The organism is Rhizobium sp. ZX09, assembly GCF_017357485.1.
GTDB lineage: Bacteria > Pseudomonadota > Alphaproteobacteria > Rhizobiales > Rhizobiaceae > Agrobacterium > Agrobacterium pusense.
On the sequence record NZ_CP031364.1, the window covers coordinates 213,189 to 237,355 of the forward strand.

The window sequence follows — 24,167 nt, forward strand, 5'->3', positions numbered from 1 at the left end:
GGTTTTCCATGACCGAAACAGCAACAGCCAAGCCCATTCCAGTCACCGTCCTGACGGGTTATCTCGGCGCCGGCAAGACGACGCTTCTCAACCGCATTCTCTCCGAGAACCACGGCAAGAAATACGCTGTCATCGTCAACGAATTCGGCGAGATTGGCATCGACAACGATCTGATCGTCGAATCCGACGAGGAAATCTACGAAATGAACAATGGCTGCGTGTGCTGCACGGTGCGCGGCGACCTGATCCGCGTCGTGGAGGGCCTGATGCGACGCCCGGGCCGCTTCGACGGTATCATCGTCGAGACGACGGGCCTCGCCGATCCGGTGCCCGTCGCCCAGACTTTCTTCATGGATGACGACGTGCGCGCCAAAACCGAGTTGGATGCGGTCGTCGCCCTCGTTGATGCCAAGCACCTGCCACTGCGCCTGAAGGACAGCCGCGAGGCCGAAAACCAGATCGCCTTTGCCGATGTCGTTGTCGTCAACAAGACCGATCTCGTTTCGCCGGAGGAAGTTGCCCGCATCGAGGATATCGTGCGCGCCATCAATCCTTCAGCCCGCATCTACAAGACCACCCGTTCCGGCGTCGATCTCGCCCGGGTTCTCGATCAGGGCGCCTTCAACCTGGAACGCGCGCTGGAAAACGACCCACATTTCCTCGAGCACGGCCATGACGACCACGTCTGCGGCCCTGATTGCGATCATCATCACGATCACGACCATCATCATCATGACCATGACCACGGGCATCATCACCACGATCACGACCATGGCCACGATCATCACCACCATGGCGCGGTATCCCCAATCCATGACGTGACGGTACAGTCGGTTTCGCTGCGCGGCGGCGAGATGAACCCCGAGCGGTTCTTCCCGTGGATCCAGAAGGTCACCCAGACAGACGGCCCGAACATCCTTCGCCTCAAGGGTATCATCGCCTTCAAGGGCGATGCCGAGCGTTACGTGGTGCAGGGCGTGCACATGATCATCGAGGGCGATCACCAGCGCCCGTGGAAGGAAGATGAAAAACGCGAAAGCCGCCTCGTCTTCATCGGCCGTGAGCTGGACCGCGAGAAGCTGGAAAAGAGTTTTAACGCCTGCCTCGCCACGGCTTGATCTTTATCCCTCCGTCACCCCGGTCCTGAGCCGGGGTACGGCTGCGTTCGTCATCCGCCCGACGCGCGTTCTTCGACACCGTACACGGCAGTTGAAATCATTGACGCTCCGGTGCTCCGGGCTCACCCCCCTCTGTCCTGCCGGACATCTCCCCCTCAAGGGGGGAGATCGTTCCGTGGCGAGGTTTCGCACCTCTCGACGGTCGAGAATGAAGTGAGAAAAGTGCGTCTTGCCGGTCTCCCCCCTTGAGGGGGAGATGTCCGGCAGGACAGAGGGGGGTGAGCCCGGAGCGCAGAACATCAATGATTTTCAACCGCTGTGCAGGGGTGATTCCCCTACCACAAAGAATTCTATCTCCTTGATTTCGCGAATCGTCCGAACGTAAAAGCGGTTCCGCTTTCGCCGGAAATGCTCTAGAACCATGCCAGCCAGCGGGAATGACGCTCCCGCCAATCAGACACAGATACGAAAGACCAATACCCCATGCCGACTGTTGCCCCGCTTGATATCGAAGGCCACGTGGTCTCGACCCATTTTCTCGGCGACATTCCCCTGTTTGCCACCGCCGCCGGCACCATTCACCGGCTCGATGGCGGCGAGAAAGTGACTGAGGCGCATGACGGGCTCTTGACCTGCATTCGCGACCCCTACAGCGCCACGCTGCTTTCCGGCGGCGAAGACGGGCGTGTGCTGCGCATCGGCCATGATGGCAGCCTCAGCGAAATTGCCAACGTGCCGCGCAAATGGGTGGGCGTCGTTGCCGGCGGGCCACAGAAGGCGGTTGCTTATGGTGTCGGCAAATCCAGCTTCGTGCGGCTGCCGGACGGTACGGTCAAGGAATTCAAGGAAGAGCGCACGGTGGAGGCGATCGCGTTTGCGCCCAAGGGCCTGCGCATTGCCGTTGCCCGTTATAACGGCGTGACATTGCATTGGGTCGCCACAGCAGGCGACCCGGTCGATCTCGAATGGAAGGGTGCGCATACCGGCGTCACCTTCTCGCCCGACGGCAAGTTCCTCGTCACCACCATGCAGGAAAATGCCCTGCACGGCTGGAAGATGGAAGCCACCAAGGGCGGCATGGAGGCCCGCCATATGCGCATGACGGGTTATCCCGCCAAGGTCAAATCCGTTTCCTGGTCGGCAAAGGGCAAATGGCTCGCCTCATCGGGCGCACCGGCCGCCATCGTCTGGCCCTTCTCCGGCAAGGATGGTCCGATGGGCAAGGCCCCGGAGGAACTCGGCACCCGCGCCAACATCATGGTCACCAATGTCGCCTTCCACCCCGTGGAAGATGTGCTCGCGATCGGGTTCATCGACGGCATGATCCTCGGCGTGCGCCTTGCGGACGGCAAGGAAGCCCTGCTGCGTCGTCCCGGCAAGGGTGCGATCACATCCATGGACTGGAGCGCCACCGGCAAGCTGCTCGCCTTCGCTTCAGAAGCGGGTGATTGCGGGATTATAGACATTTCGGCTTGAGGGCTGGCCGCCCGCGAGACGGCCGCTTATTCCACGGCCAATCTCGCTGCCTCATTCCTGTGCTTGTCACAGGAATGAGGCAGCCCAAGTCCCTGGGCTGAAAGTAGCCTCCCGTCGCGCAGACGCACGTCGACCGGAATCCTGTGACAGGCACAGGAACGAGGGTCGTCCGCAATGTCGCCGCCAAGCCTTTGTGCAGGATTGCTGCCCCCTGCAATACGCTACTCTCCCACCTGCCGCCGCGTGAGGAACAAGAGCAGCAAAGCCGCGCCCGCACCGACGGAGGCGAGCCGGATCGAGGCCCCGAAGCTGGCATATTGCGATACGAACCCCATTAGCGGCACCGCAAACAGCGCAGCGAGAAAAATCGAGTTCATATAGAGCGCCGTCGCCCGCGCCGTGCGTCCACGGGCAAAGCCCTGCACGAAGGTCAGACAGGTGCCGGCGAAAAGGCCGTAATAGGCACCCTCCATCGCAGCCCCCACCAGCATTGCGGGCAGGGTCGTGACCGAAGCGATGATGTTGAAGGCGATTATCGCCGTTATCGCCGCGCCGCTCAGCAGCAGCCGTGCGCTGATCCGGCGCATGATGCGCGGCGCAAGAAGAATAAGCAGAACTTCCATGGCGCATTTGACGCTGAGCGACAGGCCCGGCGCATAGTCCGGCAACCCCACTTCACGCACCAGAAACACCGGCAATGCCGAAGCGCAGAGCGCATGGGCGAAAGACATGCAGAAACTGGCCGCGGCGGCGAGAAGCAGCGGCATATTGCGCCGTGTGTCGCCCTCGCCCTGCGGCCGCCGTTCCGTGGGGCTTGTCTGGTTCAACGGCACGACGACGAGCGCAAGACCGCCCCAGATGACGGCCATCAGCATGGCATTCACGAATACCGCCTTCGCACCCGCAAGGTCGAAGATCAGATAGGCGGCGGCGGGGACCAGCATCCATGCCAGCGACACCATCGTCCGCAGGAAGGCATTATAGGCGGCCGTGTCCAGCCCCTTCACCCGGCCATGATACCGGCCGTAACTGAAAATGAGCGTGCTTGCGGCGTTGGAAAGCCCCATGCCGGTCGCCGTTACGGCCACCAGCAGCGCCATATGCCCAAAGCTTGCCGCCGCGGCCGCGACAAGAGCGCCGCACACCGAAAGCAACAAAAGCGGCCTCACCCGCATCCCGGCATCAACGCGCTCACCATAAACACGGCTTGCGACAATCGAAGCCAGCGCCGCCGTCACACTGTAAAATCCGACGGTGGCCGGCGGATGACCAAGCACCTGAATGATGTAGAAGCCGATAAATGGCACAACGGCGGCATTGGTGCTGCCGGCAATGAAGACCAGCAACGCGATCATATAGGCCTGGCGATCAAAAGCGCCCGGCAAAGTGCTTTTTTGTTGCATGGGAATCGTCTGAAGGCTGGCAAGCGGGGGTGGCACCCACCATCACATCAAAACGCTCCGCTGTTCAAGCCTGAGCCAAAGGCAGTGTGCGTTTTCGTTTTCGGCGCAATACCTTCAAGGTTCGCCGGAACAACCTCAGGACCGCCGCATGAGATAAGTGGGGCGTCGCGACGGTGCGGCGCCCCCTGTCGAAAACGAAATATAGGTCAGAACTTCACACCAAGGCCAACCTTGACGACGTGTTCGCTGACATCACCGGTCGAAGTGATAGGGCCGGTATGGTAGGTTTCCTTGCCGAAGTCGTTGTAACGATATTCGACACGTCCAAACAGCTTGTTGGTGAACGCGTAGTCTACGCCTGCACCAACGGTCCAGCCGTGCAATACCTTGCTGTCCTCACCAAAGGGTGCCTTAACCTTGCTGTCCGTCGCGGTATAACCGGCGGCGGTATAGATCAGTGCGCGGTCGATCGCATAACCGGCGCGCAGGCGTGCAGAGCCGTTCAGGCCTGCCGAAACTTCGCTGGTGACGATGGTCTTGTCGCCCCAGGCGTAACCAAGATCACCCTCGACGCCGAGAATGACAGAGGGAGCAACCTCGGCATTATAGCCTGCGAAACCGGAAAAACGGCCGCCGTCAAATTCATGCTTCGTGGTGACACCGAAAGTCGTCGACTTGACCCGGTTCCAGCCGTAACCCGCAGACGCGCCGAGATAAACGCCATCCCAGGAAAAGGCGGGCGCAACGTCGTTGACGACAGGCGCGGACGGAATGTCGCTGACCGCGTCGGCAGCAGCAGCAGCAGTCGCGAGACCGCCGAGCAGGCCGAGCGCGAGAAGAGATTGTTTCAACATGCGATAGCTCCTTGAAAATAACATCCCGTCACCTGCGGGCTGCGAGTATTTCGCGACCAGAAGCGCAGCATCTTGACGGGCTTAGCGCACCCCCAGATTGAAGAACATCGTGGTTAAAATCGCGTAAATGACCTTGATAAATATGCTGCGATGAGACGTATTCCTATTAATATTCGCAATATTTACTAAACATAAATTAGAGGTCGCGCGGTTATTCATCGAACGTTCGCACCCGGTCAAAACGGCTCTGGCCACACTGAAAAACCATCACAGGTAGTGGACATTACGTTTTTTTGTGCACGTTGTTCCCGCCAGCAACCTAGACAAAAAAAGGGAGCCCGAGGGCCCCCTTCAGTCATGCGATGCGCCGTTTGTTCTTGCCGGAAATACCATGCGTCACACACACGCAACTCTGGGCTCGTTACCGGCTTATGCGCTTCGCGCATCGTCTGCGTCGAAAATCCCTGATGATCTTCGAGCTGTCCCGTCAGAGCGGGATGGCGAAAGACAATGGTTTCGCCATCCCTTTCTTCATTCCTTAGTGCCGGCGCTTCTTGCCGCCGTCATTCTTGTTGTCGATGACATCGACGGACGTCTTGTTGCCATTCAGCACGCCGTTCAGGATGCCGGTCTTGTTGCCATTCAAAATCCCGTTATTGGACAGGATGCCACTGACACCGAGATCGATGCTCGGCGAAACCACGACAAGGGCGCCGCCCTTGTTGCTGTTGCCGGACAGGATGCCACCCAGAAGACCGCCCGCATTGGCCTGACCAACGGAAGCGACAGTAAGAATAGCGGCTACACAAGCGAACTTTGCAATCATTTCTCTCTCCTCTTTTGTTTGATCACGCCATCTGGCGTAACTGAACTGTATATTTAGAGGATTCTAATTCAAGCAAAGGCTAACATTAAAATAAACGATTAACACTAATACTGGCGATTTTAATCAAATATTACATATGTCGCCTCCGCCCTTTCACTCCTTTTCCAAACAGTATCGACAGGCACCTTTGGCGGAGACAGTAAAACCGGGCAGGAAACTTTATTAACCATCCAAATATAAGATATTGCTTAATTAGCGACCGGAGATGCAAATGCGGCTGGGGGGATATATCGCGCTTGTTCTCGGGCTTGCCTGCGCCTGCCGCGGGTGGGCGGGAGAAAAGGCCGATGAGCACACCATCACCTACAAATCCGGCATCTCCTATGACAGCAATTATTTCGCCGATACCAATCGCTTGAGCGCCATTTCGCTGCGCGCCGGCTTCGGGCTCACGGGCAAGATCGCGCTTGAAGGGGCGGAACTGCGTTACTCGCTTGAGCAGGAAGAGGTTCGCCTTCCCCGTTACCGTTTTGCCAATGAGCATAACACCATCGCGTCGCTGGGTTTGACCAGACGCTTTTCCGAAAAGCTGGAATGGGCTCTTGAGTTGCGCGGCACCCGCAGCGATGCCGGCGATATTTTCCTGCACCTGCCGGAAGAAAATATCGGATACAGGCAGCTGGATCACAAGCTTGAAGCCTCCTCCCAGCTTGGCATCCTCGCCCTTGGCGGCAAGAACAAGCTGACGGCCAGCCTTGCCAGCCTGATGAAAGGCGAGGCGCGTTTCCGCCCGGCCTATTTCATCCCCACGCGTCTGGAGGCCAATGAGGCGCTCCTGTCGCTGAAGGCGGAACATGAACGGCCACTCGCCGGCGGTGAGGCTGGCATCACGATCGCCTATGACCGCATTCTCGTGCCGGAAGGGCAGCAGGAAAAATATGAGCGGTTTCCGGCCCAAACGCTGCGCGGCTCGCTTGCTTACGGCTACAGGTTCTCGAACCGTCTCGCAGTGCTTGCCGAAGCTGGGCTGACCTCCATTTCCGGAGACGAGATCAGCGACAAGGTGAAGCGCACCCGGCCTTATCTCCGGGCGGAAGCCGAGTTGAAGGCCACGGACCGCATCGCCTTCGGCGTGGGCTTCTCGCAGGATTACGCCCTGTTCGATCCCGACGACCTGATCGCCGAATTTCATCGTCGCTGGCAGTTCGTCGTGAAAAGCAGGCTGGCCGAGAAGGTCGGCCTGGACCTCGCGCTGCAGCAGGTCCACAAGGACTGGATCTATTACAATTACGATACCAGCGAGCGCCGGCTGGTCGCCACCCTCTCTTTCGATACCGGCAAGAACAGCAAGCTGGAGGTGGAGTTCAACCGCCTGCTGCATGACGAGCGCGATACCGACCTTGCCTATGATGGCTCGAGCGTCACCTCGCGTTTCAGCGGCACCTTCTGAACTCCGTCTCAACCTGCGCGAAGGTTCGGACGCATCGGGTCGAAATTCGGTCCCAATTTCTGCTAGACTCACACCTTCCAGATTCGACGGCAGGACAGACCGGATAATGTACAGACGATTTTTGCTTCTCGCGGCCGGCCTCGCCTGCATCCCCGTCGCCGCCTCCGCCCATCCGCATATCTTTGCCGAAGCCCGGATGGAAATCGTCGAGGGACCGAACCGGACCATCCAGGAAGTGCGCAACATCTGGCGTTTCGACGAGATGTTCTCAGCAAGCGTTGTGATGGATTACGACAAGAACAGCGATCTGAAACTCGACAAGGACGAGCTGGCCGAAATCGGCAATACCGTGCTGGAATCGCTGGCCGAATATTCCTACTACACCTTCATCACCGCTGACGGGAAACCGGTGGAGTTCGGTAAACCCGACGCCATTCATGTGGATTACAAGGACCAGCAGATTCTGATGTTCTTTTCCGTGAAACCGCTCAAACCTCTGGCGGTGAAGGGCAGGCTCAGCTTTGGCGCGTGGGATCCGACGATGTATACGGCGATCGATTTCGCCAAGGACGGCGATATCGCCACCGAGGGCAAGGATTTGAAGGCCTGCAAGCAGCATGTGGTGCGCCCTGATCCGGACGAGGTGATCTCCCAGAACCAGAATACGCTCACCGATGCCTTTTTCAACGATCCCACCGGTACAGACATGACCAAGCTCTTTGCCACGCGGCTGGAGGTCACATGCTGAGCCGCCGGGTCGGCCTGCTTGCCGTCGTCATCGGCTTCATTGCCGTGGCCGGCGCGGCCCATGCGCAATCGCCGCTCGGCATAGGCTCGGCCGAACCGTCCTTTTCCGTCGGCGGACCTTTTGCCCCGTTGATGCAGTGGATCAACGTGCACCAGCAGATGTTCTACCGGGCGCTGACCGGCGCGCTGAAGGCGATGCGCGAGGACAGCTGGGCGCTCGGTTCGCTGATCGGCCTCTCCTTTGCTTATGGCGTGTTCCATGCGGCCGGTCCCGGCCACGGTAAGGCGGTCATCTCCTCCTACATGATCGCCAATGAAACGCAGCTGAGACGTGGCATCGTCATCTCTTTCGTCTCGGCGCTCATTCAGGGCGCTGTCGCGATCGGCCTTGTCGGCGCGGCCTGGCTGGTGCTGCGCGGCACCTCAATTACCATGACGAAAGCGACACAGGCGATGGAAATCGCGAGTTTCGCCATGGTCGCCCTGTTCGGCGCATGGCTGCTGGTGCGAAAACTCTGGTCGCTGCGCATCCGGCGCGAGCCGGCCACCGTTTTCGCTGTGGCGGGTGAGGCACCGGCAGCAAGAACCACCGGCATGGGCACGGGGCTGCGGTTTCAGGGCAAACCGGTTTTTGCCGATCACGCCCATGACGGCTCGGGCGACCTCTGCACCGCCTGCGGCAAATCCCATGCGCCCGATCCGATGCTGCTGAGGGCAAAGAACTTCAGTCTTCACGAGGCATGGTCAGCCATCATCGCTGTAGGGCTCAGGCCTTGCTCGGGGGCTATCATCGTCATGAGCTTCGCGCTTTTGAACGGGCTTTATCTTGGCGGTGCGCTCTCCGTCCTTGCGATGTCGCTCGGCACCGCCATCACGGTCTCGGTCCTCGCCATCATGGCCGTCTCCGCCAAGGGTCTGGCCGTGCGTTTCGCAGGCCCCGGCAGCCGCAGGGCGGCCGGCATCAGCCACGCGATCGAAATCGCCGGTGCGCTCTTCGTCTTGCTGATGGGCCTGATGCTGCTCGGGGCGTCGCTTCAGTTCTGATCGTTATGGCGGCGCTGGTAACGCGCCCGCAGCCAGAACAGCAGGAAAAAACAGAGCACCGCCACCGTGCCGAAGGCGGCCGCCAGCCAGGGCGAATAATCCCCGAGCCACAACATGATTTTAGGCATGATGAAGAATATCAGCCCGAAGCCGAGGATGATGAGCACCGCGGCAATGGCAGGCGACCAATCCTTTCTCGCGGTTGGCGTCTCGGGCTTTGGCTTTTCAGGCGTTGGCATGGGCAAGCTCCGCGCGAATATCCTCAAGCTTGCGCTTCTGCGTGCCGTCAGCTGTAAAATTGTCCGGTGAAAGCCAGGCCTCGAAGGCCCTGCCGATCAGTGGCCATTCGCCGTCGATCATGGAAAACCACGCCGTATCGCGATTTTGCCCCTTCGAGATCATATGCTGGCGGAAGACGCCTTCGAAGGTGAAGCCATAACGCTTCGCCGTCGTCTTGGAGGGCTCGTTTTCGTTGTGGCATTTCCACTCGTAACGGCGATACCCCAGATCCTCGAACACATGCTTCGCCATAAGGTAATGCGCCTCGGTGGCAAGCGGGGAACGTTTCATCTTCGCCCCATGGGCGACGGAGCCGACTTCTACCACGCCATTGGCGGGATCGGGCCGCATGTAGCTCGCCATGCCGACGATTTCGCCCGTTGTGTTTTCGACGAAGACCAGCGTCACCCAGTTAAGCTTTTCGCCAGCGCCAACAAGCCAGTCGCCAAAGGCATCCGCATCGGGAAAGGCGCTTTGCGGGAAATATCTGAGCAGCGCATTGGTGCCCTCGCCGCCAAGCGCAGCCCAGAGTTTCTCCAGATGTTTGTCGCGATCGAACGGTTCCGCCGTTACATAACGGCCCTTCAGCACCACCGGCAGCGGCGCCGGGCATCCCTTGAATTCACTCAGATCGCGCATTCTCTTCCCCATTTGCTGGGAGAAGGATTAGGGCAAGCCGGGCGGGATGACAACAGTGGATGTGGGGGTGGGATGCGGTGATCTCGGCAGGGCGCTTATCATCCTCGGTGGGCCACACGCTCAAACCTTCATGCCCAAGTCCAAACGCCAACCTACACCTTCGCCGCCACCACCGTCGCCTCGATGTGATCCACCAGCGCATCCGGCAACCCAAGCCGCCCGGCAAGAAGATCGAGATACCCCCGCTCCGCCCGCGTATCGGCCTCGATGGCAAGCCGCGAGGCGGTATAAAGCTCCACTTTCTGCTCTTCCGTGCGGGCAGCGGCCACCAGCGCGTCGATGTCGAGCGGATCGGCCAGTTCCTTTTCGAGGAAACGCTCGGCTTCGCTATCGAGGCCGGAAACCTGCACCTTGTCCATGATATTGGCGCGCTCTTTCTCATCGATATGCCCGTCGGCCTTGGCAGCCGCGATCATGGCCTGGATGAGCTTCAGCGCGAAATCATTGGAAAGCGCCGGCGACTGCGGATGGAAAGCGGAATCGGCGGGCGGAGCGAGAAGTTCCGGCTCTGGTTTAGGCGCGGCTTCCGGCGCCTGTCCTGACTTGTAATTCTTGTAGGCGAGGTAACCGAGGCCAGCGATGGCGGCGACACCGCCGATGGTGGCGACGTTGCCGGCGAGCTTGCGGCCGGTTTTGGTGCCCAGGATTGCGGCGGCGAGAGCACCGGCCTTGAGGGGATTGTTCTTGGCGATATCGGCGGCCTGCCCGGCTCTGTCACGGACGCTTCCCGAAAGGCCCGGCACCTGCGAGCCGAGGAATTGTTCAAGAAGCTTCTTGGCGTCGAACATCAAAATCTCCTGTAGAGGTCAAATCTACAGGGGAGATAGGAAGCCGTGGGCAGATTATAAATGTCAAACCCGCTCACGCCTTCGTGAACGGGTTTGACAGGAGACAAATCAGCCGCGCAGCGCAGCGGCTTCGGCGGCAAGCTTGGTGATGCCCGCCCAGTCACCCGTCGCCACCAGTTCGCGTGGGGCAACCCAGGAGCCGCCGACGCAGACGACGTTCGGCAGGGAGAGATAGTCGTTGGCGTTCTTGAGCGATACGCTGCCGGTCGGGCAGAAGACGGTGCCGGCGAGCGGCGAAGACAGCGCCTTGAGATAAGGTGCGCCGCCAGCCTGCTCGGCCGGGAAAAACTTCAGCACCTTGTAACCCTCGTCACGCAGCGCCATGACTTCGCTGGCAGTGGCGGCGCCCGGAAGCAGCGGCACCCTGGAGCTGCGCGCGGCTTCCAGCACGCTCTTGTTGATGCCTGGGCTGACGATGAAGGTGGAACCGGCTTCGGCAGCCGCCTCGAAATCCTTCGCATTGAGAATGGTGCCGGCGCCGACATTGGCGCCCTCCACTTCCGCCGCAACAGCACGGATGGCGTCCAGCGCGGCCGGCGTGCGCATGGTGATCTCGATTGCCTTCAGACCGCCAGCGACCAAAGCACGCGCAAGCGGCACGGCGGAGGCGGCGTCATCCACGATCAGCACCGGCACGACCGGCTGAAGTTTCAGGATGGAGAGAAGTTTTTCGGAGTCCTGGGCCAAGATGAGCCTCCTTGCGCGATTGAAACGATTGAAATCCCGTTTACCGATTAGCCTGCCCCGGCTTTGATGTCGAGGCATGGCAAGGCCATTTTTTGCCCTGATACTTCAATCAATTCGCTTCTTCATCACGCTGTCTTGCGATAGTCTGGCGCACCAGTTTGCGGAGACAGCATGGCCAAGGAAATCGAACGGAAGTTTCTTGTTGCAGGCGGTGAATGGCGCGATGAGGTAACGCATAGCATGGCTTTCCGGCAGGCCTATGTCGCCTCCATGGAAAATCGTTCGGTCAGGGTGAGGATCGTCGACGGGCGTGACGCGACACTCACCATCAAGATCGGCGCAAGCGCGCTCGTCCGCGACGAATATGAATATCCCATCCCGCTGGAAGATGCCGAGGAACTGATGGCCAGCGCGCCCGGCGTGGTGATCGAGAAGACGCGGCACACGGTTGATCACGGCGGCTTCACCTGGGAGATCGATGTTTTCGAAGGCCGATATAAGGGGCTTATCGTGGCGGAAGTGGAGATGGATGACGAAAATGCCGATCCGGATCTTCCTGCCTGGCTCGGCAGGGAGGTGACGGGCGACAGGCGCTTTTCCAACCAGTCCCTGGCCACGGACGACCAGAGCGGAGATCTGTCGGATGCCTTTCAGAATTGATCCGAAAAAGCCCTTTGACGATGAAATCCGCCGCGCCGGCCTAGAATTGATCGAAGAGACGGTCACCATCCTGCGTGACCGTCCGTCCGGCCCGCACGAGGCCGTGCACGATGCGCGCAAGCGCTTCAAGCGGCTGCGAGCCCTCTACCGCCTCATCCGTAAGGCGGCGCCGGATTTCAGCCGAGAGGAAAATGCCCGCTTCCGGGATATTGCCCGTTCGCTCGCCTTCGCCCGTGATGCGACGGCATTGGTGGAAACGGCGGAATATCTGGAGGCTTTCGCGCTCTCCGATACACAGGGTGAGGCGCTGCGGTCCATCACGGCGATGCTGCGCGCGCGTCGGGATCATGCGGTGAAATACGAGGCCGCTCTCGACGAGGCGATTTCTGCGGCCATCACCGGCTGCGAGGCGGGACGTGAACGGCTGAAGACGCTATCGCTGCCGGATGAGCTCAAGGACAGCGCCCGGCTGCTGAGGACAAGCTGGGCGCGGCAGAGGAAACGGGCGCGACAGGCGCTGGCCGATTGCCACGAGCGGGCCGATGTCGAGCATTTCCATGAGTTGCGCAAGGCCGGCCAGACCTACTGGATGCATCTTGGTCTGATGAGGCGTATCTGGCCATCCGCCATGCGCGCCAAGCGCGCCGATACCAAGCGACTGGTCGACATTCTCGGCCACGAACACGATCTCTCGGTTCTCGCCGCCGTGGCCGACCGCGAGCCCGACCGCTTTGGCAACGGCGAACGGCTGGCGCTGCTGCTCGACGCCATCATCGAACGGCAGCAGGCGCTGCGTGCCGAAGGCCTTGAACTGGCAGATGAGGTCTTTTCCGAATCTGCCAGCACGGAAAGCCGCATCGTCGGCCTGCTGTGGCGGCAGGCGGCGAAGTAGGCCAAACGCCACTTTCGGCGCTCGCTCACCTCCGTCATTCCGGCCTTGAGCCGGAATCCAGCCAGCCCAAGTCCTTGGGCTGAAAAGACTTGTCCCGCCGCGCAGACGCGCGTCGGCTGGATTCCGGCTCAAGGCCGGAATGACGGAGGCGGCATTGCGACATCCCGTTGCCTGCACACGGCAGCAGGAATGACAGGAAGCCCACAAATCCTCCCGATTGACGATTTTCAAAATACCCGAACACACCGATAAATATTGCTTTGCGGCCGCCGTCGCTGTATTTCACCGGCCATGACCGACACGACCATTCTCCCCCGCCCGGAAGTCTCTGGCGATTTCCTTGTGGCCGCGCTTTACCATTTCGCCCGCCTGCCGCGGTTCGAGAGCCTGCGTGAGCCATTGTTCGAGCTCTGCCAGAAGAACGGCGTGAAGGGCACGTTGCTGCTGGCCGCCGAGGGCATCAACGGCACGATCGCCGGCCCGGATGCAGGCGTTCACGCCGTGCTTTCCTTCCTGCGCGCCCAGCCGGAATTTTCCGCATTGGAGCACAAGGAAAGCCGCGCCTCGCACATGCCTTTCGTGCGGCTGAAGGTGAAGCTCAAGAAAGAGATCGTCACGATGGGCGTGCCTGATATCGATCCGAACCGGATCGTCGGCACCTATGTCGACCCGCGCGATTGGAACGAATTGATCTCCGACCCGGACACGATCGTCATCGATACCCGCAACGATTACGAAACCGCCATCGGCGTCTTCAAGGGTGCAGTCGATCCGAAGACGAAAACCTTCCGCGAGTTTCCGGACTGGGTGAAGAACAATCCCGGCCTGCACAACAAGCCGAAGATCGCCATGTATTGCACCGGCGGCATCCGCTGCGAAAAGGCCACGGCCTTCATGAAGGAGCAGGGCTTCGACGAGGTCTATCACCTCAAGGGCGGCATCCTGAAGTATCTGGAAGAAGTGCCGGAAGAAGAAAGCCTGTGGGAGGGCGCCTGCTTCGTTTTCGACGAGCGTGTGTCGGTGGTGCATGGCCTGGCCGAAGGAGACCACCAGCTGTGCCACGCCTGCCGCAACCCGATCACCCCGGAAGTGCGCCTGTCACCCAAGTTCGAGGAAGGCGTCTCCTGCCCGAGCTGCTACGATGAGCGCAGCGAAGAAGACCGCCAGCGCTTCCGCGACCGGCAACAGCAGATCGACCTGGCAAAGAAGCGCGGCGAGCGGCATCTTGGGCGGTAAGCCCAGGTAGCTATAGGACTGTATCTAAATTTGGATAGAGCGGCGCCGCGTGTTTCTTCTCCCCGCCGGGGAGAAGAAACGAGAAGCGACACGTCGAGAACCTCACGCCCCCGCCCGCAGCGCAAAGAGCGGCGCATCCTGCCCGTCCAGCATGGCGGTGATCTCTTCCGCCGCGACCGGTTTTGAGAACAGGTAACCCTGCAATTCGTCGCAGCCGCACAGATGCAGTATGGCCGCCTGCTCTTCCGTTTCCACACCTTCGGCCGTGACCGGAATGTCGAGTGATTTCGCCAGCGCCACGGTCGCCTGCAGCATTTCCAGCGAGCGGCCGCCCTTGTCGAGCGCCATGATGAGCGAACGGTCGATCTTCATCCTGTCGAAGCCGAAGCGACGCAGATAGCCAACGCTGGCGAAGCCGGCGCCGAAATCGTCGAGCGCGATATGCAGGCCGAGCTGTTTCAGCTTGTCTATCGCCGCACTTGCCCGCTCCGGGTGCTGGATGAAATAACCTTCCGTCATTTCCAGCCGCAGCCTTTCCGGCGGCGTCTTCGTCGCATCCAGAATATCCGCGACATGGCCGGAAAAGGCCGGATTGCGGAACTGCACGGGTGAAATATTGACCGACAGCTTGATGGACGGCCAATGCTGTGCTGTCTCGCAGGCCTTGCGCAGCACCAGCAGGCCGAGCCGGTCGATGAGACCGCTCGTCTCGGCAGCGGCGACGAATATGTCGGGCGGGACGAAGCCATATCCCGGCCTCTGCCAGCGGGCCAGCGCCTCCACCCCGGTAATGCAGCGCGTGGCGGCGTTGACGACGGGCTGATAAACCACCTGTATCTCGTCGTTCAAAATGGCGGAGCGAAGATCGGCCTCGAGCTGCAGTTTTTCCTCGCGCAGCGCATCCATTTTCAATTCGTAGGACACGTAACGACCGCGGCCGTTTTCCTTGGCCTGATACATGGCCATATCCGCGCGGCGCAGCAATTCCTCACCATTGATGTCCCCCGACCGCGAGATCGACGTGCCGATGCTGCAGCCGATACTTGCCACACGCTCGCCTATGCTGAAGGGTTCGGTGAAGAGTTCCAGCAGTGACAGACAGAGCTTGCGGCCTTCCACCCACACGTCGTCGCCCTGAATGGCGATGGCGAATTCGTCGCCGCCGAGCCGCGCCAGAACCGCGCCTTCCGGCACCAGCACCCTGAGCGCCGCCGCCACGCCCTTGATGAGCCGGTCACCCGCCGCGTGGCCGTAGGAATCGTTGATTTCCTTGAAGCCGTCGAGATCGAGATAAAGCAGCTTGATATCCGTCTTGTCGTGGCTTGCCCTGGCGACCATGCGGTCCAGCCTCGCGAAGAGACCGGCGCGATTATTGAGGCCGCTCAGCCGATCGCGCAGAGCCTCTTCCCGCGCCGCCGCCTCATCCGCCTTCAGACGATCGAGCGTGGCCGAACCGATGATGAGCAGCACCAGAAAGAACGTGCCGGCGATACCGAGCGCGGTAAAGACGACCGGCCGCGCCTCATGAAAACTGACATCTCCGGGCAGGTGCGACCGCCAGACGAGCCGTGCCAGCACCTGCCCCAGCGGATTGACGATATCCACGTGGTTGGCGGCCGTTCCGTCGCCATATTGCAGCTCCAGGCCCTCGATCACGTAGTTGCGGGCGAGTTTGTTCACCGTCGCCTGGGTGAGATGACGGGCAAAAACCAGATAGCGCCGCTCCGCGCCGACCGGCGGCAGCGCTCCCGATTTGAGCCGCACCAACGCAACACCGGCAGCGGCGATACCATCCGCGGTTTTGACGAAACCCGTGACCTGCGAGGTGACGCCGGGACGCATGGACCGCACCCGTTCGATCATTTCCGGAAGGCCGGCGGCGAAATAGGTGCCGGGCACCCATTTCGCCGGCTTGCCATTCTGATAAGCCATACGGACCTTGTCATCCTCGTCGATGATAACGGCAGTATCGAAAAGTTCGTTATTGGCCGTCATGTCGCCGTAATTGCTGGCCACCCAGTCGAAGCGATCAGGAGCATAGACATATTCGGCGGCATCGTCCCAGGCGGCGTAATCGTTGAGCGTCGCACCAAGCTGTTCGCGAAAAGTGACGAGAGCTCCCGCCGTCGTCTCGCGTGAACGGGCACTGTCGAGCAGGTTGGCCTTTTCCCGGACCTGACCGAGAGCGGAGAGGACGAGCGCCGTAACGATGAGAAGCACCAGCGCGAAGGTGGACAGCACAACGCCGACGGCGGTTCTGCGCCCGACCGGCAAATAGTCCCCAATGTTGCGCGGCGCAATCCGCATAAAATCCCCTTCGAAAGCATCATCTTGCGAAGGAAACATTCAAAAGCCGTTAAGCCGCGCGGTAACACCGACCCAAAAAACAACGGGTACAAAACGACAGCCCGACCGCAAATCTGAAAAATCCTTTCTGGAAAGAACGGAGGTTTTTCAGGAAAAGTGGATTTGCGCCCGTCCGTAAAACAAAAAACCTCCCCCGCGAACGGGAGAGGTCATCATTTTCATCGTGATGGAGCGATTACCAGGACGGGATAACCGTGCCGTTATACTTCTCCAGAATGAAGGCCTTCACTTCCGGGCTGTGGTAGGATTCCACCAGTGTCTTCACCCAGGGCTTGTCCTTGTCCTGCGTGCGAACGGCGATGACGTTCGCGTAAGGGGACTTTTCGCTTTCGATGGCGATGGAGTCCTTCTTCGGGTTCAGGCCGGCTGCCGTGGCATAGTTGGTGTTGATGACCGAAGCGTCGGTATCGTCAAGCGAGCGCGGCAGCTGTGCGGCGTCGAGTTCGACGATCTGGATGTTCTTCGGGTTTTCGGTGATGTCGGCAGGCGTTACCTTGAGGCCAGCTTCTTCCTTGACCTTGATCAGGCCCTTGGAGGCAAGAACCAGAAGGGCGCGGCCGCCATTGGTGGGATCGTTCGGAATACCGACCGTCGCGCCATCCTTCAGCTCGTCAAGGCTCTTCACCTTCTTGGAATAAACGCCCATCGGGGTGGTGATGGTGGTGCCGACGCTGACGAGATCGAACTTGCGGTCAGCGATCTGGTTGTCGAGGTAAGGCTGGTGCTGGAAGGAGTTGGCCTGCAGCTCGCCATCGTTCAGCGCCTGGTTCGGCACGACATAATCGGAGAATTCGACGATATCGATATCGAGACCCTTGGCGGCCGCGATCTTCTTCACCTGTTCCATGATCTGCGCGTGTTCGGCGGGGGTGACGCCGATCTTGATCGTCTCGGCCAGCGCCTGACCGGCGGTGAAGAGAGCGGCGAGGGATGCCGCGAGAATAAGTTTTTTCATGGGTGTCTCCTTGGGTTGTTATTATGAACGCAGTTAATTCTTCCGTGTACGCTTGTCGAAGCTGCGCGCCAGCCGGTCGCCGGCGCTCTGCACCAGCTGCACCAGCACGATCAGCACCAGAACCACGGCCAGCATCACGTCTGGCATGAAGCGCTGGTAACCGTAGCGGATGCCGAGATCGCCCAGCCCGCCGCCGCCGACCGCGCCCACCATGGCCGAATAACCGATGAGGCTGACCAGCGTGAGCGTGAGCGCCAGCGTGATGCCGGGCTTGGCCTCAGCCAGCAGAACCTTGGTGACGATCTGCAGCGGGGTCGCACCCATGGCGCGGGCGGCCTCGATCAGACCCTTGTCCACCTCGCGGATCGCCGCCTCCACCAGCCTGGCGATGAAGGGCACGGTCGCAACCGTCAGCGGCACGATGGCGGCGCTGGTGCCGATCGATGTGCCGGCCACGAGACGGGTGAAGGGAATGATCGCCACGACAAGAATGATGAAGGGCGTGGAGCGCGCCGCATTCACGATGAGGCCGAGGATGCGGTTGGTCATGGGCGCGGGAAACAGTTCGCCCTTGCCGCTGGTGGCGAGGAAAACGCCCATCGGCACGCCGATGATGGACCCAACGATGCCGGAAACGGCAACCATGTGAAGGGTTTGCAACAGCCCTTTCAGCAGAAGGCTGAAGATCATATCAGGCGACATAACCGAGCACCTCCGTGTGAAGACCGGTTTCAGCATAAAAGCGATCGGCGCGCGCCGTAACCTCAGCCGAGGCCGGATAGGAGACGACAAGCGAACCGAAGGGTTCGCCGGAAATTTCCTCAATGGTGCCGGCGAGGATGTTCACATCAGGGCCGATTTCGGCAACGAGACGGGCTGTCAGCGGCTGGAAGGCCGTTTCGCCGAAGAACACCAGACGCACCAGAACACGATCGCCTTCCGCTGCCTGCGGTTTGAGACCAGAGGTAACCCAGTGCGGCAGCTTCACGCCGACAGAGGACGACAGCAGGCTGCGGGTGGTCTCGTGTTTCGGGGCGGTGAAGATGTCGAAAGTCGTGCCTTGCTCGACGATCAGTCCCCTGTCGATGACGGCCACCTGCGACGCGATGGTCTTTACCACCTCCATCTCGTGGGTGATGAGCAGCACGGTCAGACCGAGTTCGGCATTGATGCGCTTCAGCAGTTCGAGAATGGATTGTGTCGTTTCCGGATCGAGCGCGGAGGTTGCTTCGTCGGACAGCAGCAGCTTCGGCTGGGTGGCGAGCGCACGGGCAATGCCGACACGCTGCTTCTGGCCGCCGGAAAGCTCCGCCGGATAACGCTTTGCCTTATCGGAGAGCCCGACGAGATCAAGCAATGGTCCAACGCGGGTCTCGATTTCCCTCTTGCCCATGCCTGATATTTCGAGCGGCAGCGCCACATTATCGAAAGCGGTGCGCGAGGACAGGAGATTGAAATGCTGGAAGATCATGCCGACGGAACGACGCAGCGTGCGCAGGCTCTTTTCATCGAGCGCCGCAACATCGACGCCATCGACGATCACACGACCGGTCGAAGGCTTTTCAAGGCCGTTGGCGAGGCGGATGAGCGTGGACTTGCCGGCGCCGGAACGACCGATGATGCCGGTGATGGAGCCTTTCGGCACGGCGTAATCGATACCGGCAAGGGCTGCGAAGCCGGGCTTGCCGCCCGTGCCGCCAAAGGTCTTGGTCACGCCTTCGAACGTGACCATCGGCTCCTTTGCCGCCCCTTCAGGGACCGCCTGTTCTTGGCGCGCGGGCGAGGCCGCACTGGATGGAAAACTCATTGTGAACTCTGGGAATGCGTGACGGATCGGGTCTCAAAAAATCCTGTTGCGGTGCTGAACCGCTCTCTTCATGCAGCCTTCGGGCACATTCGATGACAGCTGATTTTCCGGGTCATTTCGTCAGGCTTTCACTCAGAAATGCCGGGGATCGGCAATTCGATGGCGCATACTTGCCCGCACACGCCACCTTTTAACAGGGATGTTTTTTCAATTATCTGAAAAGAGAGGAAAAATCTACCGCAAAGCCGCGTGTGCAGCCCTGCGGCAGTCAAGATTTTGCGAGTACCTTGAATCAGACGCGGCTGACGAATTCTTCGGCGGGACGGCGCACCTTCTTCAGGTTCACCAGCCAGTCGCCTTCCGGCTGGCGATAACCGAGCGGCAGGATGGTGACGGAGCGCAGACCCTTCTCACGCAGGCCAAGGATTTCATCGAGCTTGGCAGGATCGAAACCTTCCATCGGAGTGGAATCCACACCCTCAAAGGCGGCCTGCGCCACAGCCATGCCGAACCCGATATAGGCCTGACGGGCGGCGTGCTCGAAATTCACCTGCTGATCGCGCTGCGGATAGGTGTTAAGCAGCATCTGGCGATAGGCTTCCCAGCCTTCATTCTTGATGCCGCGCTCTTCATTGACCAGATCGAACATATGGTTGATCCGCTCTTCGGTGTAATTATCCCACGCCGCAAAGACCAGCAGATGCGAGCCTTCGGTCACCTGCGCCTGGTTCCAGGCAATCTCGCGGATTTTGGCGCGCACTTCCGGATCGGTGACGACGATGACTTCAAAGGGCTGAAGACCGCTGGAGGTGGGCGCCAGCCGCGCTGCCTCGACAATGCGCTCAACCTTGTCTTCGGACACCGTCTTGGAAGGGTCCATTTTCTTGGTGGCATAACGCCAGTTAAGTTTTTCGATAAGCATGTTCGTTTTCCCTGGGAGGACCAGCCCGCCCTGCCCCTTGACGGCAGGATGGGCGCTACGCTTCGTAGCCCGTCTCACATAGGAGCCGGGACGGCAGGCGCAAGCAGGCACCGTGGGGTAACCGACAAAAAAGTTTGGAAAACTGATAATAAGGGGATAGAACTTTATTGCGGACAGGCTTCGTGCCCTCGCCCGTCAAGAGTCGACGTTGAATTTTACGCATCAGCCGGCCTCCCCACCCTCATTCCTGTGCTTGTCACAGGAATTTAGCCCACACGCGTCCGCGTGGCGGAAAGACTCCCCTCAGCCCAAGGACTTGGGCTGGCTAGATCCCTGTGACAAGCACAGGGATGAGGGGAAAAAACCTCACCCCTTGGCAACCCCATGGTTCCCCTTCGGAAAACCCGAAGCCAGCGCGCTGTACCACTTGCCGCTATTCTTCACCGTCCGCACCTGGGTCTCATAATCCACATGGACGAGGCCGAAACGCATGCGGTATCCCTCGGCCCATTCGAAATTATCCATCAGGCTCCAGGCGAAATAACCGCGCATCGGGTAACCATCGCGGATGAGATCGGCGACGATGCCGAGATGTTCGGCGTAATAATCGAGACGCGGCTGGTCATTCACCTCGCCGTTTTCGACGCCCATATTGTAGCAGGCGCCGTTTTCGGTGATGTAGCACTCCGGCAGGTCGTAACGCTCGTAGAGCGTCTCGACCAGCGTATGCAGCGCCGGAGCGTAAACCTCCCAGCCGATATCGGTCTTCACATCGCTGACCGCCGGTGCGGGCATAGTCGCGGGGAATTCCACGCCCGGTGTCGCGTCGTCGGCAACGCGCATCGGCGTGTAATAATTCAGGCCCCACCAGTCGAGCTTCTGGCTGATGATGCCGAGGTCCTCCGCCTCAACGACGGGCATACGATCACCCAGCGCTTCCATCATTTCGGCGGGATATTCGCCCTTGAAGACCGGGTCAAAGAACGCGCCATTGTGGAACTGGAAGGCCCGCTCGGCCGCCTTCAGATCAGCCTCGCCATCGGAAGCGGGAATGACGGAATGGGCGTTCAATACCAGCCCCACCGGCACTTTCGGCGCGACATGGCGGGAAGCTTCCACGCCGAAACCATGGGCGAGGTTGATATGGTGCATGGCGGCAAGCGCGGCCTCCATGTTGCGCTCGCCCGGCGCGTGGATGCCATAGAGATGGCTGAGCCACACCGCGCACCAAGGCTCGTTGAAGGTCGCCACCGCATCCAGCCGGTCGCCGAGGCGGGCCATGACGGTCATGGCGTAACGCTGGAAGGCATGTGCCGTGGAGCGGGAAGCCCAGCCGCCATCCCCCATCAGGGTCAGCGGCAGATCCCAATGGTACAGCGTCGCATAGGTCTTGATCCCGCGTGCCTTGCAGCCATCAACGAGGCGGTCGTAAAAATCCAGACCCTTCTCGTTGATCGGCCCGAAACCATCGGGAATGATGCGCGGCCAGGCGATCGAGAAACGATAGGCCTCCACCCCCATCTCCTTGATGAGATCGAGGTCTTCCTCCCAGCGATTGTAATGATCGCAGGCGATATCGCCATTGTGACGCCCGAAGACATGGCCCGGCATATTGCAGAAGGCATCCCAGATGGAGGGCTTGCGGCCATCCGCCTTGGTGGAACCTTCGATCTGGAACGAGGCAGTTGCGACGCCAAACAGGAAATCGCCGGGGAAACGGGCTGCGAGCGTTTTGGGATCGGTCATCGGAGAGTCCATCGGATGTGAAAAGATCAGCAGCGGTTTAGACCATGTCGCCTGCGAGGTACAGTCGGGCTCGGCGGAATCTACAACGTTTCAGGATGCGCGGTGAACAGGCCCAAAGCGCTTTGCATGCGCAAACGTCGCCGCGGCGCTCGGCCGGCGGCGTGGAAGGCAGGCCCGGTGAATGCGGGTGGAACAGGTATTGGTGGAAGTATTTGCATGCACCGGGCCGCATTATAGAGACCATGATCATGGCCTCTCGCTTACAGCCTTTTCACGACATCTATCCGATCAGCCCTTCCCGCCTCTGGCCGTGCGGGACGCCTCTCCGAAACACGGTCTACCAGAACCATGCTTGTCGATGCCGGCAACCGGTTCGCAAAAGGCGCCGCGCGTATCGCCCTTCCGTTCCGGTTGCGGGAGGAATGATGCAGCCAACGGAGGCAATGGGGATGGGAGAGGAAGAATTTTTTCGGAAGTGACTGAAAAGGATGGAGGGGTGGCGCAGAGTTGTCCGCTTCTTCTGGAGCAGAACTGAGAGCGGGGCCCCTTATCCAGCCCTTTGGGCTCCTCCGGCGGAGAGAAGAAATGTGCCGAGCCCGCCGCGTTTGGCAAGGAGCGTGAAGCTTGTTCTTCTCCCCGCCGGGGCGAAGTGCCGGAGCGCAGCGGGGCGATGAGGGGGCAACGTTGCCGTCACCCCCTCCATCACGTCAAACGTAACGATTGACCACGTTTTCGAGATATTCCTGACGACCCGATTTCGGCTCGGGGTTGATATCCTCGCGCTCGACCAATGCCGCGATCTCGTCGAGCTTCAGCTCGCCGCGCAGCATCTTCTGGGCTTCCGGCGAATCCCACTTGGAATAACGCTCCTTGAGCGGCTTCGAAAGCGCACCGTCCTCGATCATCTTCGCCGCCGCCTTGAGGCCACGGGCGCAGCAATCCATGCCACCGATATGGCCGATCAGCAGGTCCTGCGGATCGAGCGACTGGCGACGCAGCTTGGAATCGAAGTTGGTGCCGCCATTCTTGAAGCCGCCGCCGGCAAGAACATGGTAATAGGCGAGCGCCATTTCCGGCACGTTGTTGGGGAACTGGTCCGTATCCCAGCCGGACTGGTAATCGTTGCGGTTCATGTCGATGGAGCCGAAAATGCCGAAGGCGTTGGCCATGGCAAGCTCGTGCTCGAAAGAGTGGCCGGCGAGGATGGCGTGGCCCTGCTCGATATTGACCTTCACTTCCTTGTCGAGACCGTTCTTCTGCAGGAAGGCATAAACGGTGGCGACGTCATAGTCGTACTGGTGCTTGGTCGGCTCCTGCGGCTTCGGCTCGATCAGGATCGTGCCTTCAAAACCGATCTTGTATTTGTATTCCACCACCAGATTGAGGAAGCGGCCAAGCTGGTTGAGCTCGCGCGACAGATCGGTGTTGAGCAGCGTTTCGTAGCCTTCGCGGCCGCCCCACAGAACGTAGTTCGCGCCGCCAAGCTTCTTGGTGGCGTCCATGCAGGTCTTGACCGTTGCAGCGGAGAAAGCGAAGACGTCAGGATCCGGATTGGTCGCGGCACCGGACATGAAGCGGCGGTTGGAGAAGAGGTTGGCCGTGCCCCACAGCAGCTTCACGCCGGTATCGGCCTGCTTCTGCGCGAAATAATCAACGATCTCGTTGAGGTTCTTGGTGTTTTCCGCGAAGTTCTTGCCTTCCGGCCGTACGTCGGCATCGTGGAAGCAGTAGAACGGCGAACCGAGCAGCGAGAAGAATTCGAACGCCACGTCGGCCTTCAGTTTCGCGGCCTGCATGCTGTCTTCAAACCATGGACGCTCGAACGTCTGGCCGCCAAAGGGGTCACCGCCCGGCCAGGTGAAGGTGTGCCAGTAGGCCACCGCAAAACGCAGATGGTCTTCCATGCGCTTGCCCGCGACGATTTCATCAGGGTTGTAGTGGCGGAAGGCCAGCGGATTGGTGCTGTCGGGGCCTTCATATTTGATCTTGGCGATATCGCCGAAGAAGCCTGTGCTCATTGGGTGGTTCCTCCTTGGTGGGTTAGGTTTAATTGATGGAGGGTGTGGCTACCCCCCTCTGTCCTGCCGGACATCTCCCCCTCAAGGGGGGAGATCGGCAAGACGTTAACTTCGGCGCATCCTCCGCTGCGTT

General features: G+C 60.1%; 23 protein-coding genes. 8 read left to right on the forward strand and 15 right to left on the reverse strand.

What is annotated here, in order from left to right; all coding sequences use genetic code 11:
- Nucleotides 1-8 precede the first annotated feature (8 nt).
- Nucleotides 9-1,118, forward strand: coding sequence for a GTP-binding protein (locus BTN45_RS15665; RefSeq protein WP_207589924.1), 1,110 nt, complete (start codon nt 9-11; stop codon nt 1,116-1,118).
- 483 nt (nt 1,119-1,601) lie between these two features.
- Nucleotides 1,602-2,594, forward strand: coding sequence for a WD40 repeat domain-containing protein (locus tag BTN45_RS15670; RefSeq protein WP_034496759.1), 993 nt, complete (start codon nt 1,602-1,604; stop codon nt 2,592-2,594).
- A gap of 221 nt (nt 2,595-2,815) precedes the next feature.
- Here the strand turns inward: BTN45_RS15670 and BTN45_RS15675 are convergent, their stop codons facing one another.
- The 3 genes from BTN45_RS15675 to BTN45_RS15685 all read right to left on the reverse strand — a co-directional run bounded on the left by BTN45_RS15675 (nt 2,816) and on the right by BTN45_RS15685 (nt 5,677).
- On the reverse strand, nt 2,816-3,997 hold the full coding sequence (locus BTN45_RS15675; protein ID WP_207589925.1) for an MFS transporter: 1,182 nt from the start codon (nt 3,995-3,997) through the stop codon (nt 2,816-2,818).
- A 206-nt stretch (nt 3,998-4,203) separates the two neighbouring features.
- The gene (locus tag BTN45_RS15680; protein ID WP_207589926.1) at nt 4,204-4,851 is read right to left on the reverse strand and encodes an outer membrane protein; all 648 of its coding nucleotides are present in this window, start codon (nt 4,849-4,851) and stop codon (nt 4,204-4,206) included.
- 538 nt (nt 4,852-5,389) lie between these two features.
- Nucleotides 5,390-5,677, reverse strand: coding sequence for a hypothetical protein (locus BTN45_RS15685; protein ID WP_004433441.1), 288 nt, complete (start codon nt 5,675-5,677; stop codon nt 5,390-5,392).
- A 271-nt stretch (nt 5,678-5,948) separates the two neighbouring features.
- On the opposite strand from BTN45_RS15685, the gene BTN45_RS15690 reads away from it, so the two are divergent.
- The 3 genes from BTN45_RS15690 (at nt 5,949) to BTN45_RS15700 (ending at nt 8,918) form a co-directional block, all read left to right on the forward strand.
- Complete coding sequence (locus BTN45_RS15690; protein ID WP_207589927.1) at nt 5,949-7,127, forward strand: hypothetical protein; 1,179 nt, start codon at nt 5,949-5,951, stop codon at nt 7,125-7,127.
- Nucleotides 7,128-7,233: 106 nt separating this feature from the next.
- Nucleotides 7,234-7,875, forward strand: a complete 642-nt coding sequence (locus BTN45_RS15695) for a DUF1007 family protein (RefSeq protein WP_004445173.1) — start codon at nt 7,234-7,236, stop codon at nt 7,873-7,875.
- A complete protein-coding gene (locus BTN45_RS15700) occupies nt 7,869-8,918 on the forward strand; it encodes a nickel/cobalt transporter (RefSeq protein WP_207589929.1) in 1,050 nt (349 codons plus the stop codon). Before BTN45_RS15695 ends, BTN45_RS15700 begins: the two co-directional genes overlap by 7 nt.
- On the opposite strand, the gene BTN45_RS15705 is transcribed toward BTN45_RS15700, so the two are convergent.
- From BTN45_RS15705 to BTN45_RS15720, 4 genes are all read right to left on the reverse strand, one after another.
- Complete coding sequence (locus BTN45_RS15705; protein ID WP_004445178.1) at nt 8,909-9,157, reverse strand: hypothetical protein; 249 nt, start codon at nt 9,155-9,157, stop codon at nt 8,909-8,911. The two genes, BTN45_RS15700 and BTN45_RS15705, sit on opposite strands and share 10 nt — an antisense overlap.
- Nucleotides 9,144-9,836 (reverse strand): GNAT family protein, encoded by a 693-nt coding sequence (locus BTN45_RS15710; protein WP_112766338.1) that lies wholly within the window; start codon nt 9,834-9,836, stop codon nt 9,144-9,146. Before BTN45_RS15710 ends, BTN45_RS15705 begins: the two co-directional genes overlap by 14 nt.
- Before the next feature lie 152 nt (nt 9,837-9,988).
- On the reverse strand, nt 9,989-10,684 hold the full coding sequence (locus BTN45_RS15715; RefSeq protein WP_004445183.1) for a tellurite resistance TerB family protein: 696 nt from the start codon (nt 10,682-10,684) through the stop codon (nt 9,989-9,991).
- A gap of 108 nt (nt 10,685-10,792) precedes the next feature.
- Nucleotides 10,793-11,431 (reverse strand): 2-dehydro-3-deoxy-phosphogluconate aldolase, encoded by a 639-nt coding sequence (locus BTN45_RS15720; protein ID WP_006700245.1) that lies wholly within the window; start codon nt 11,429-11,431, stop codon nt 10,793-10,795.
- A gap of 171 nt (nt 11,432-11,602) precedes the next feature.
- Between BTN45_RS15720 and BTN45_RS15725 the strand changes: the two genes are divergently transcribed.
- Complete coding sequence (locus BTN45_RS15725) at nt 11,603-12,091, forward strand: CYTH domain-containing protein (RefSeq protein ID WP_006700246.1); 489 nt, start codon at nt 11,603-11,605, stop codon at nt 12,089-12,091.
- Nucleotides 12,075-12,983 (forward strand): CHAD domain-containing protein, encoded by a 909-nt coding sequence (locus BTN45_RS15730; protein WP_207589931.1) that lies wholly within the window; start codon nt 12,075-12,077, stop codon nt 12,981-12,983. The genes BTN45_RS15725 and BTN45_RS15730 overlap by 17 nt, the downstream gene beginning before the upstream one ends.
- Before the next feature lie 34 nt (nt 12,984-13,017).
- Here the strand turns inward: BTN45_RS15730 and BTN45_RS15735 are convergent, their stop codons facing one another.
- Nucleotides 13,018-13,269, reverse strand: a complete 252-nt coding sequence (locus BTN45_RS15735) for a hypothetical protein (protein ID WP_207589933.1) — start codon at nt 13,267-13,269, stop codon at nt 13,018-13,020.
- Between the two features lie 5 nt (nt 13,270-13,274).
- Here BTN45_RS15735 and BTN45_RS15740 point away from each other — a divergent pair, with 5 nt between their 5' ends.
- On the forward strand, nt 13,275-14,219 hold the full coding sequence (locus BTN45_RS15740; RefSeq protein ID WP_004445192.1) for a rhodanese-related sulfurtransferase: 945 nt from the start codon (nt 13,275-13,277) through the stop codon (nt 14,217-14,219).
- 102 nt (nt 14,220-14,321) lie between these two features.
- Here the strand turns inward: BTN45_RS15740 and BTN45_RS15745 are convergent, their stop codons facing one another.
- The 7 genes from BTN45_RS15745 to xylA all read right to left on the reverse strand — a co-directional run bounded on the left by BTN45_RS15745 (nt 14,322) and on the right by xylA (nt 24,034).
- Complete coding sequence (locus BTN45_RS15745) at nt 14,322-16,565, reverse strand: bifunctional diguanylate cyclase/phosphodiesterase (protein ID WP_207589935.1); 2,244 nt, start codon at nt 16,563-16,565, stop codon at nt 14,322-14,324.
- A 196-nt stretch (nt 16,566-16,761) separates the two neighbouring features.
- Nucleotides 16,762-17,541 carry a MetQ/NlpA family ABC transporter substrate-binding protein gene (locus BTN45_RS15750; protein ID WP_006699526.1) on the reverse strand — a complete coding sequence of 260 codons (780 nt, stop codon included), beginning with the start codon at nt 17,539-17,541 and terminating at the stop codon, nt 16,762-16,764.
- Between the two features lie 33 nt (nt 17,542-17,574).
- On the reverse strand, nt 17,575-18,243 hold the full coding sequence (locus tag BTN45_RS15755; RefSeq protein ID WP_004445202.1) for a methionine ABC transporter permease: 669 nt from the start codon (nt 18,241-18,243) through the stop codon (nt 17,575-17,577).
- Complete coding sequence (locus BTN45_RS15760) at nt 18,233-19,273, reverse strand: methionine ABC transporter ATP-binding protein (RefSeq protein WP_207591651.1); 1,041 nt, start codon at nt 19,271-19,273, stop codon at nt 18,233-18,235. The genes BTN45_RS15755 and BTN45_RS15760 overlap by 11 nt, the downstream gene beginning before the upstream one ends.
- 367 nt (nt 19,274-19,640) lie before the next feature.
- A complete protein-coding gene (locus tag BTN45_RS15765) occupies nt 19,641-20,270 on the reverse strand; it encodes an NAD(P)H-dependent oxidoreductase (protein ID WP_004445205.1) in 630 nt (209 codons plus the stop codon).
- A 366-nt stretch (nt 20,271-20,636) separates the two neighbouring features.
- A complete protein-coding gene (locus BTN45_RS15770; RefSeq protein WP_207589937.1) occupies nt 20,637-22,016 on the reverse strand; it encodes a GH1 family beta-glucosidase in 1,380 nt (459 codons plus the stop codon).
- Between the two features lie 707 nt (nt 22,017-22,723).
- Nucleotides 22,724-24,034, reverse strand: coding sequence for a xylose isomerase (xylA, locus tag BTN45_RS15775; protein ID WP_045531597.1), 1,311 nt, complete (start codon nt 24,032-24,034; stop codon nt 22,724-22,726).
- Nucleotides 24,035-24,167: the final 133 nt, after the last annotated feature.

Excerpts from the sequence above, each read along its gene's own strand:
- BTN45_RS15665 (WP_207589924.1), top strand. The coding sequence starts at position 9 with ATGACCGAAACAGCAACAGCCAAGCCCATTCCAGTCACCGTCCTGACG.
- BTN45_RS15670 (WP_034496759.1), top strand. The coding sequence starts at position 1,602 with ATGCCGACTGTTGCCCCGCTTGATATCGAAGGCCACGTGGTCTCGACC.
- BTN45_RS15675 (WP_207589925.1), bottom strand. The coding sequence starts at position 3,997 with ATGCAACAAAAAAGCACTTTGCCGGGCGCTTTTGATCGCCAGGCCTAT.
- BTN45_RS15680 (WP_207589926.1), bottom strand. The coding sequence starts at position 4,851 with ATGTTGAAACAATCTCTTCTCGCGCTCGGCCTGCTCGGCGGTCTCGCG.
- BTN45_RS15685 (WP_004433441.1), bottom strand. The coding sequence starts at position 5,677 with ATGATTGCAAAGTTCGCTTGTGTAGCCGCTATTCTTACTGTCGCTTCC.
- BTN45_RS15690 (WP_207589927.1), top strand. The coding sequence starts at position 5,949 with ATGCGGCTGGGGGGATATATCGCGCTTGTTCTCGGGCTTGCCTGCGCC.
- BTN45_RS15695 (WP_004445173.1), top strand. The coding sequence starts at position 7,234 with ATGTACAGACGATTTTTGCTTCTCGCGGCCGGCCTCGCCTGCATCCCC.
- BTN45_RS15700 (WP_207589929.1), top strand. The coding sequence starts at position 7,869 with ATGCTGAGCCGCCGGGTCGGCCTGCTTGCCGTCGTCATCGGCTTCATT.
- BTN45_RS15705 (WP_004445178.1), bottom strand. The coding sequence starts at position 9,157 with ATGCCAACGCCTGAAAAGCCAAAGCCCGAGACGCCAACCGCGAGAAAG.
- BTN45_RS15710 (WP_112766338.1), bottom strand. The coding sequence starts at position 9,836 with ATGCGCGATCTGAGTGAATTCAAGGGATGCCCGGCGCCGCTGCCGGTG.
- BTN45_RS15715 (WP_004445183.1), bottom strand. The coding sequence starts at position 10,684 with ATGTTCGACGCCAAGAAGCTTCTTGAACAATTCCTCGGCTCGCAGGTG.
- BTN45_RS15725 (WP_006700246.1), top strand. The coding sequence starts at position 11,603 with ATGGCCAAGGAAATCGAACGGAAGTTTCTTGTTGCAGGCGGTGAATGG.
- BTN45_RS15730 (WP_207589931.1), top strand. The coding sequence starts at position 12,075 with ATGCCTTTCAGAATTGATCCGAAAAAGCCCTTTGACGATGAAATCCGC.
- BTN45_RS15740 (WP_004445192.1), top strand. The coding sequence starts at position 13,275 with ATGACCGACACGACCATTCTCCCCCGCCCGGAAGTCTCTGGCGATTTC.
- BTN45_RS15745 (WP_207589935.1), bottom strand. The coding sequence starts at position 16,565 with ATGTTTCCTTCGCAAGATGATGCTTTCGAAGGGGATTTTATGCGGATT.
- BTN45_RS15750 (WP_006699526.1), bottom strand. The coding sequence starts at position 17,541 with ATGAAAAAACTTATTCTCGCGGCATCCCTCGCCGCTCTCTTCACCGCC.
- BTN45_RS15755 (WP_004445202.1), bottom strand. The coding sequence starts at position 18,243 with ATGTCGCCTGATATGATCTTCAGCCTTCTGCTGAAAGGGCTGTTGCAA.
- BTN45_RS15760 (WP_207591651.1), bottom strand. The coding sequence starts at position 19,273 with ATGGTCACGTTCGAAGGCGTGACCAAGACCTTTGGCGGCACGGGCGGC.
- BTN45_RS15765 (WP_004445205.1), bottom strand. The coding sequence starts at position 20,270 with ATGCTTATCGAAAAACTTAACTGGCGTTATGCCACCAAGAAAATGGAC.
- BTN45_RS15770 (WP_207589937.1), bottom strand. The coding sequence starts at position 22,016 with ATGACCGATCCCAAAACGCTCGCAGCCCGTTTCCCCGGCGATTTCCTG.
- xylA (WP_045531597.1), bottom strand. The coding sequence starts at position 24,034 with ATGAGCACAGGCTTCTTCGGCGATATCGCCAAGATCAAATATGAAGGC.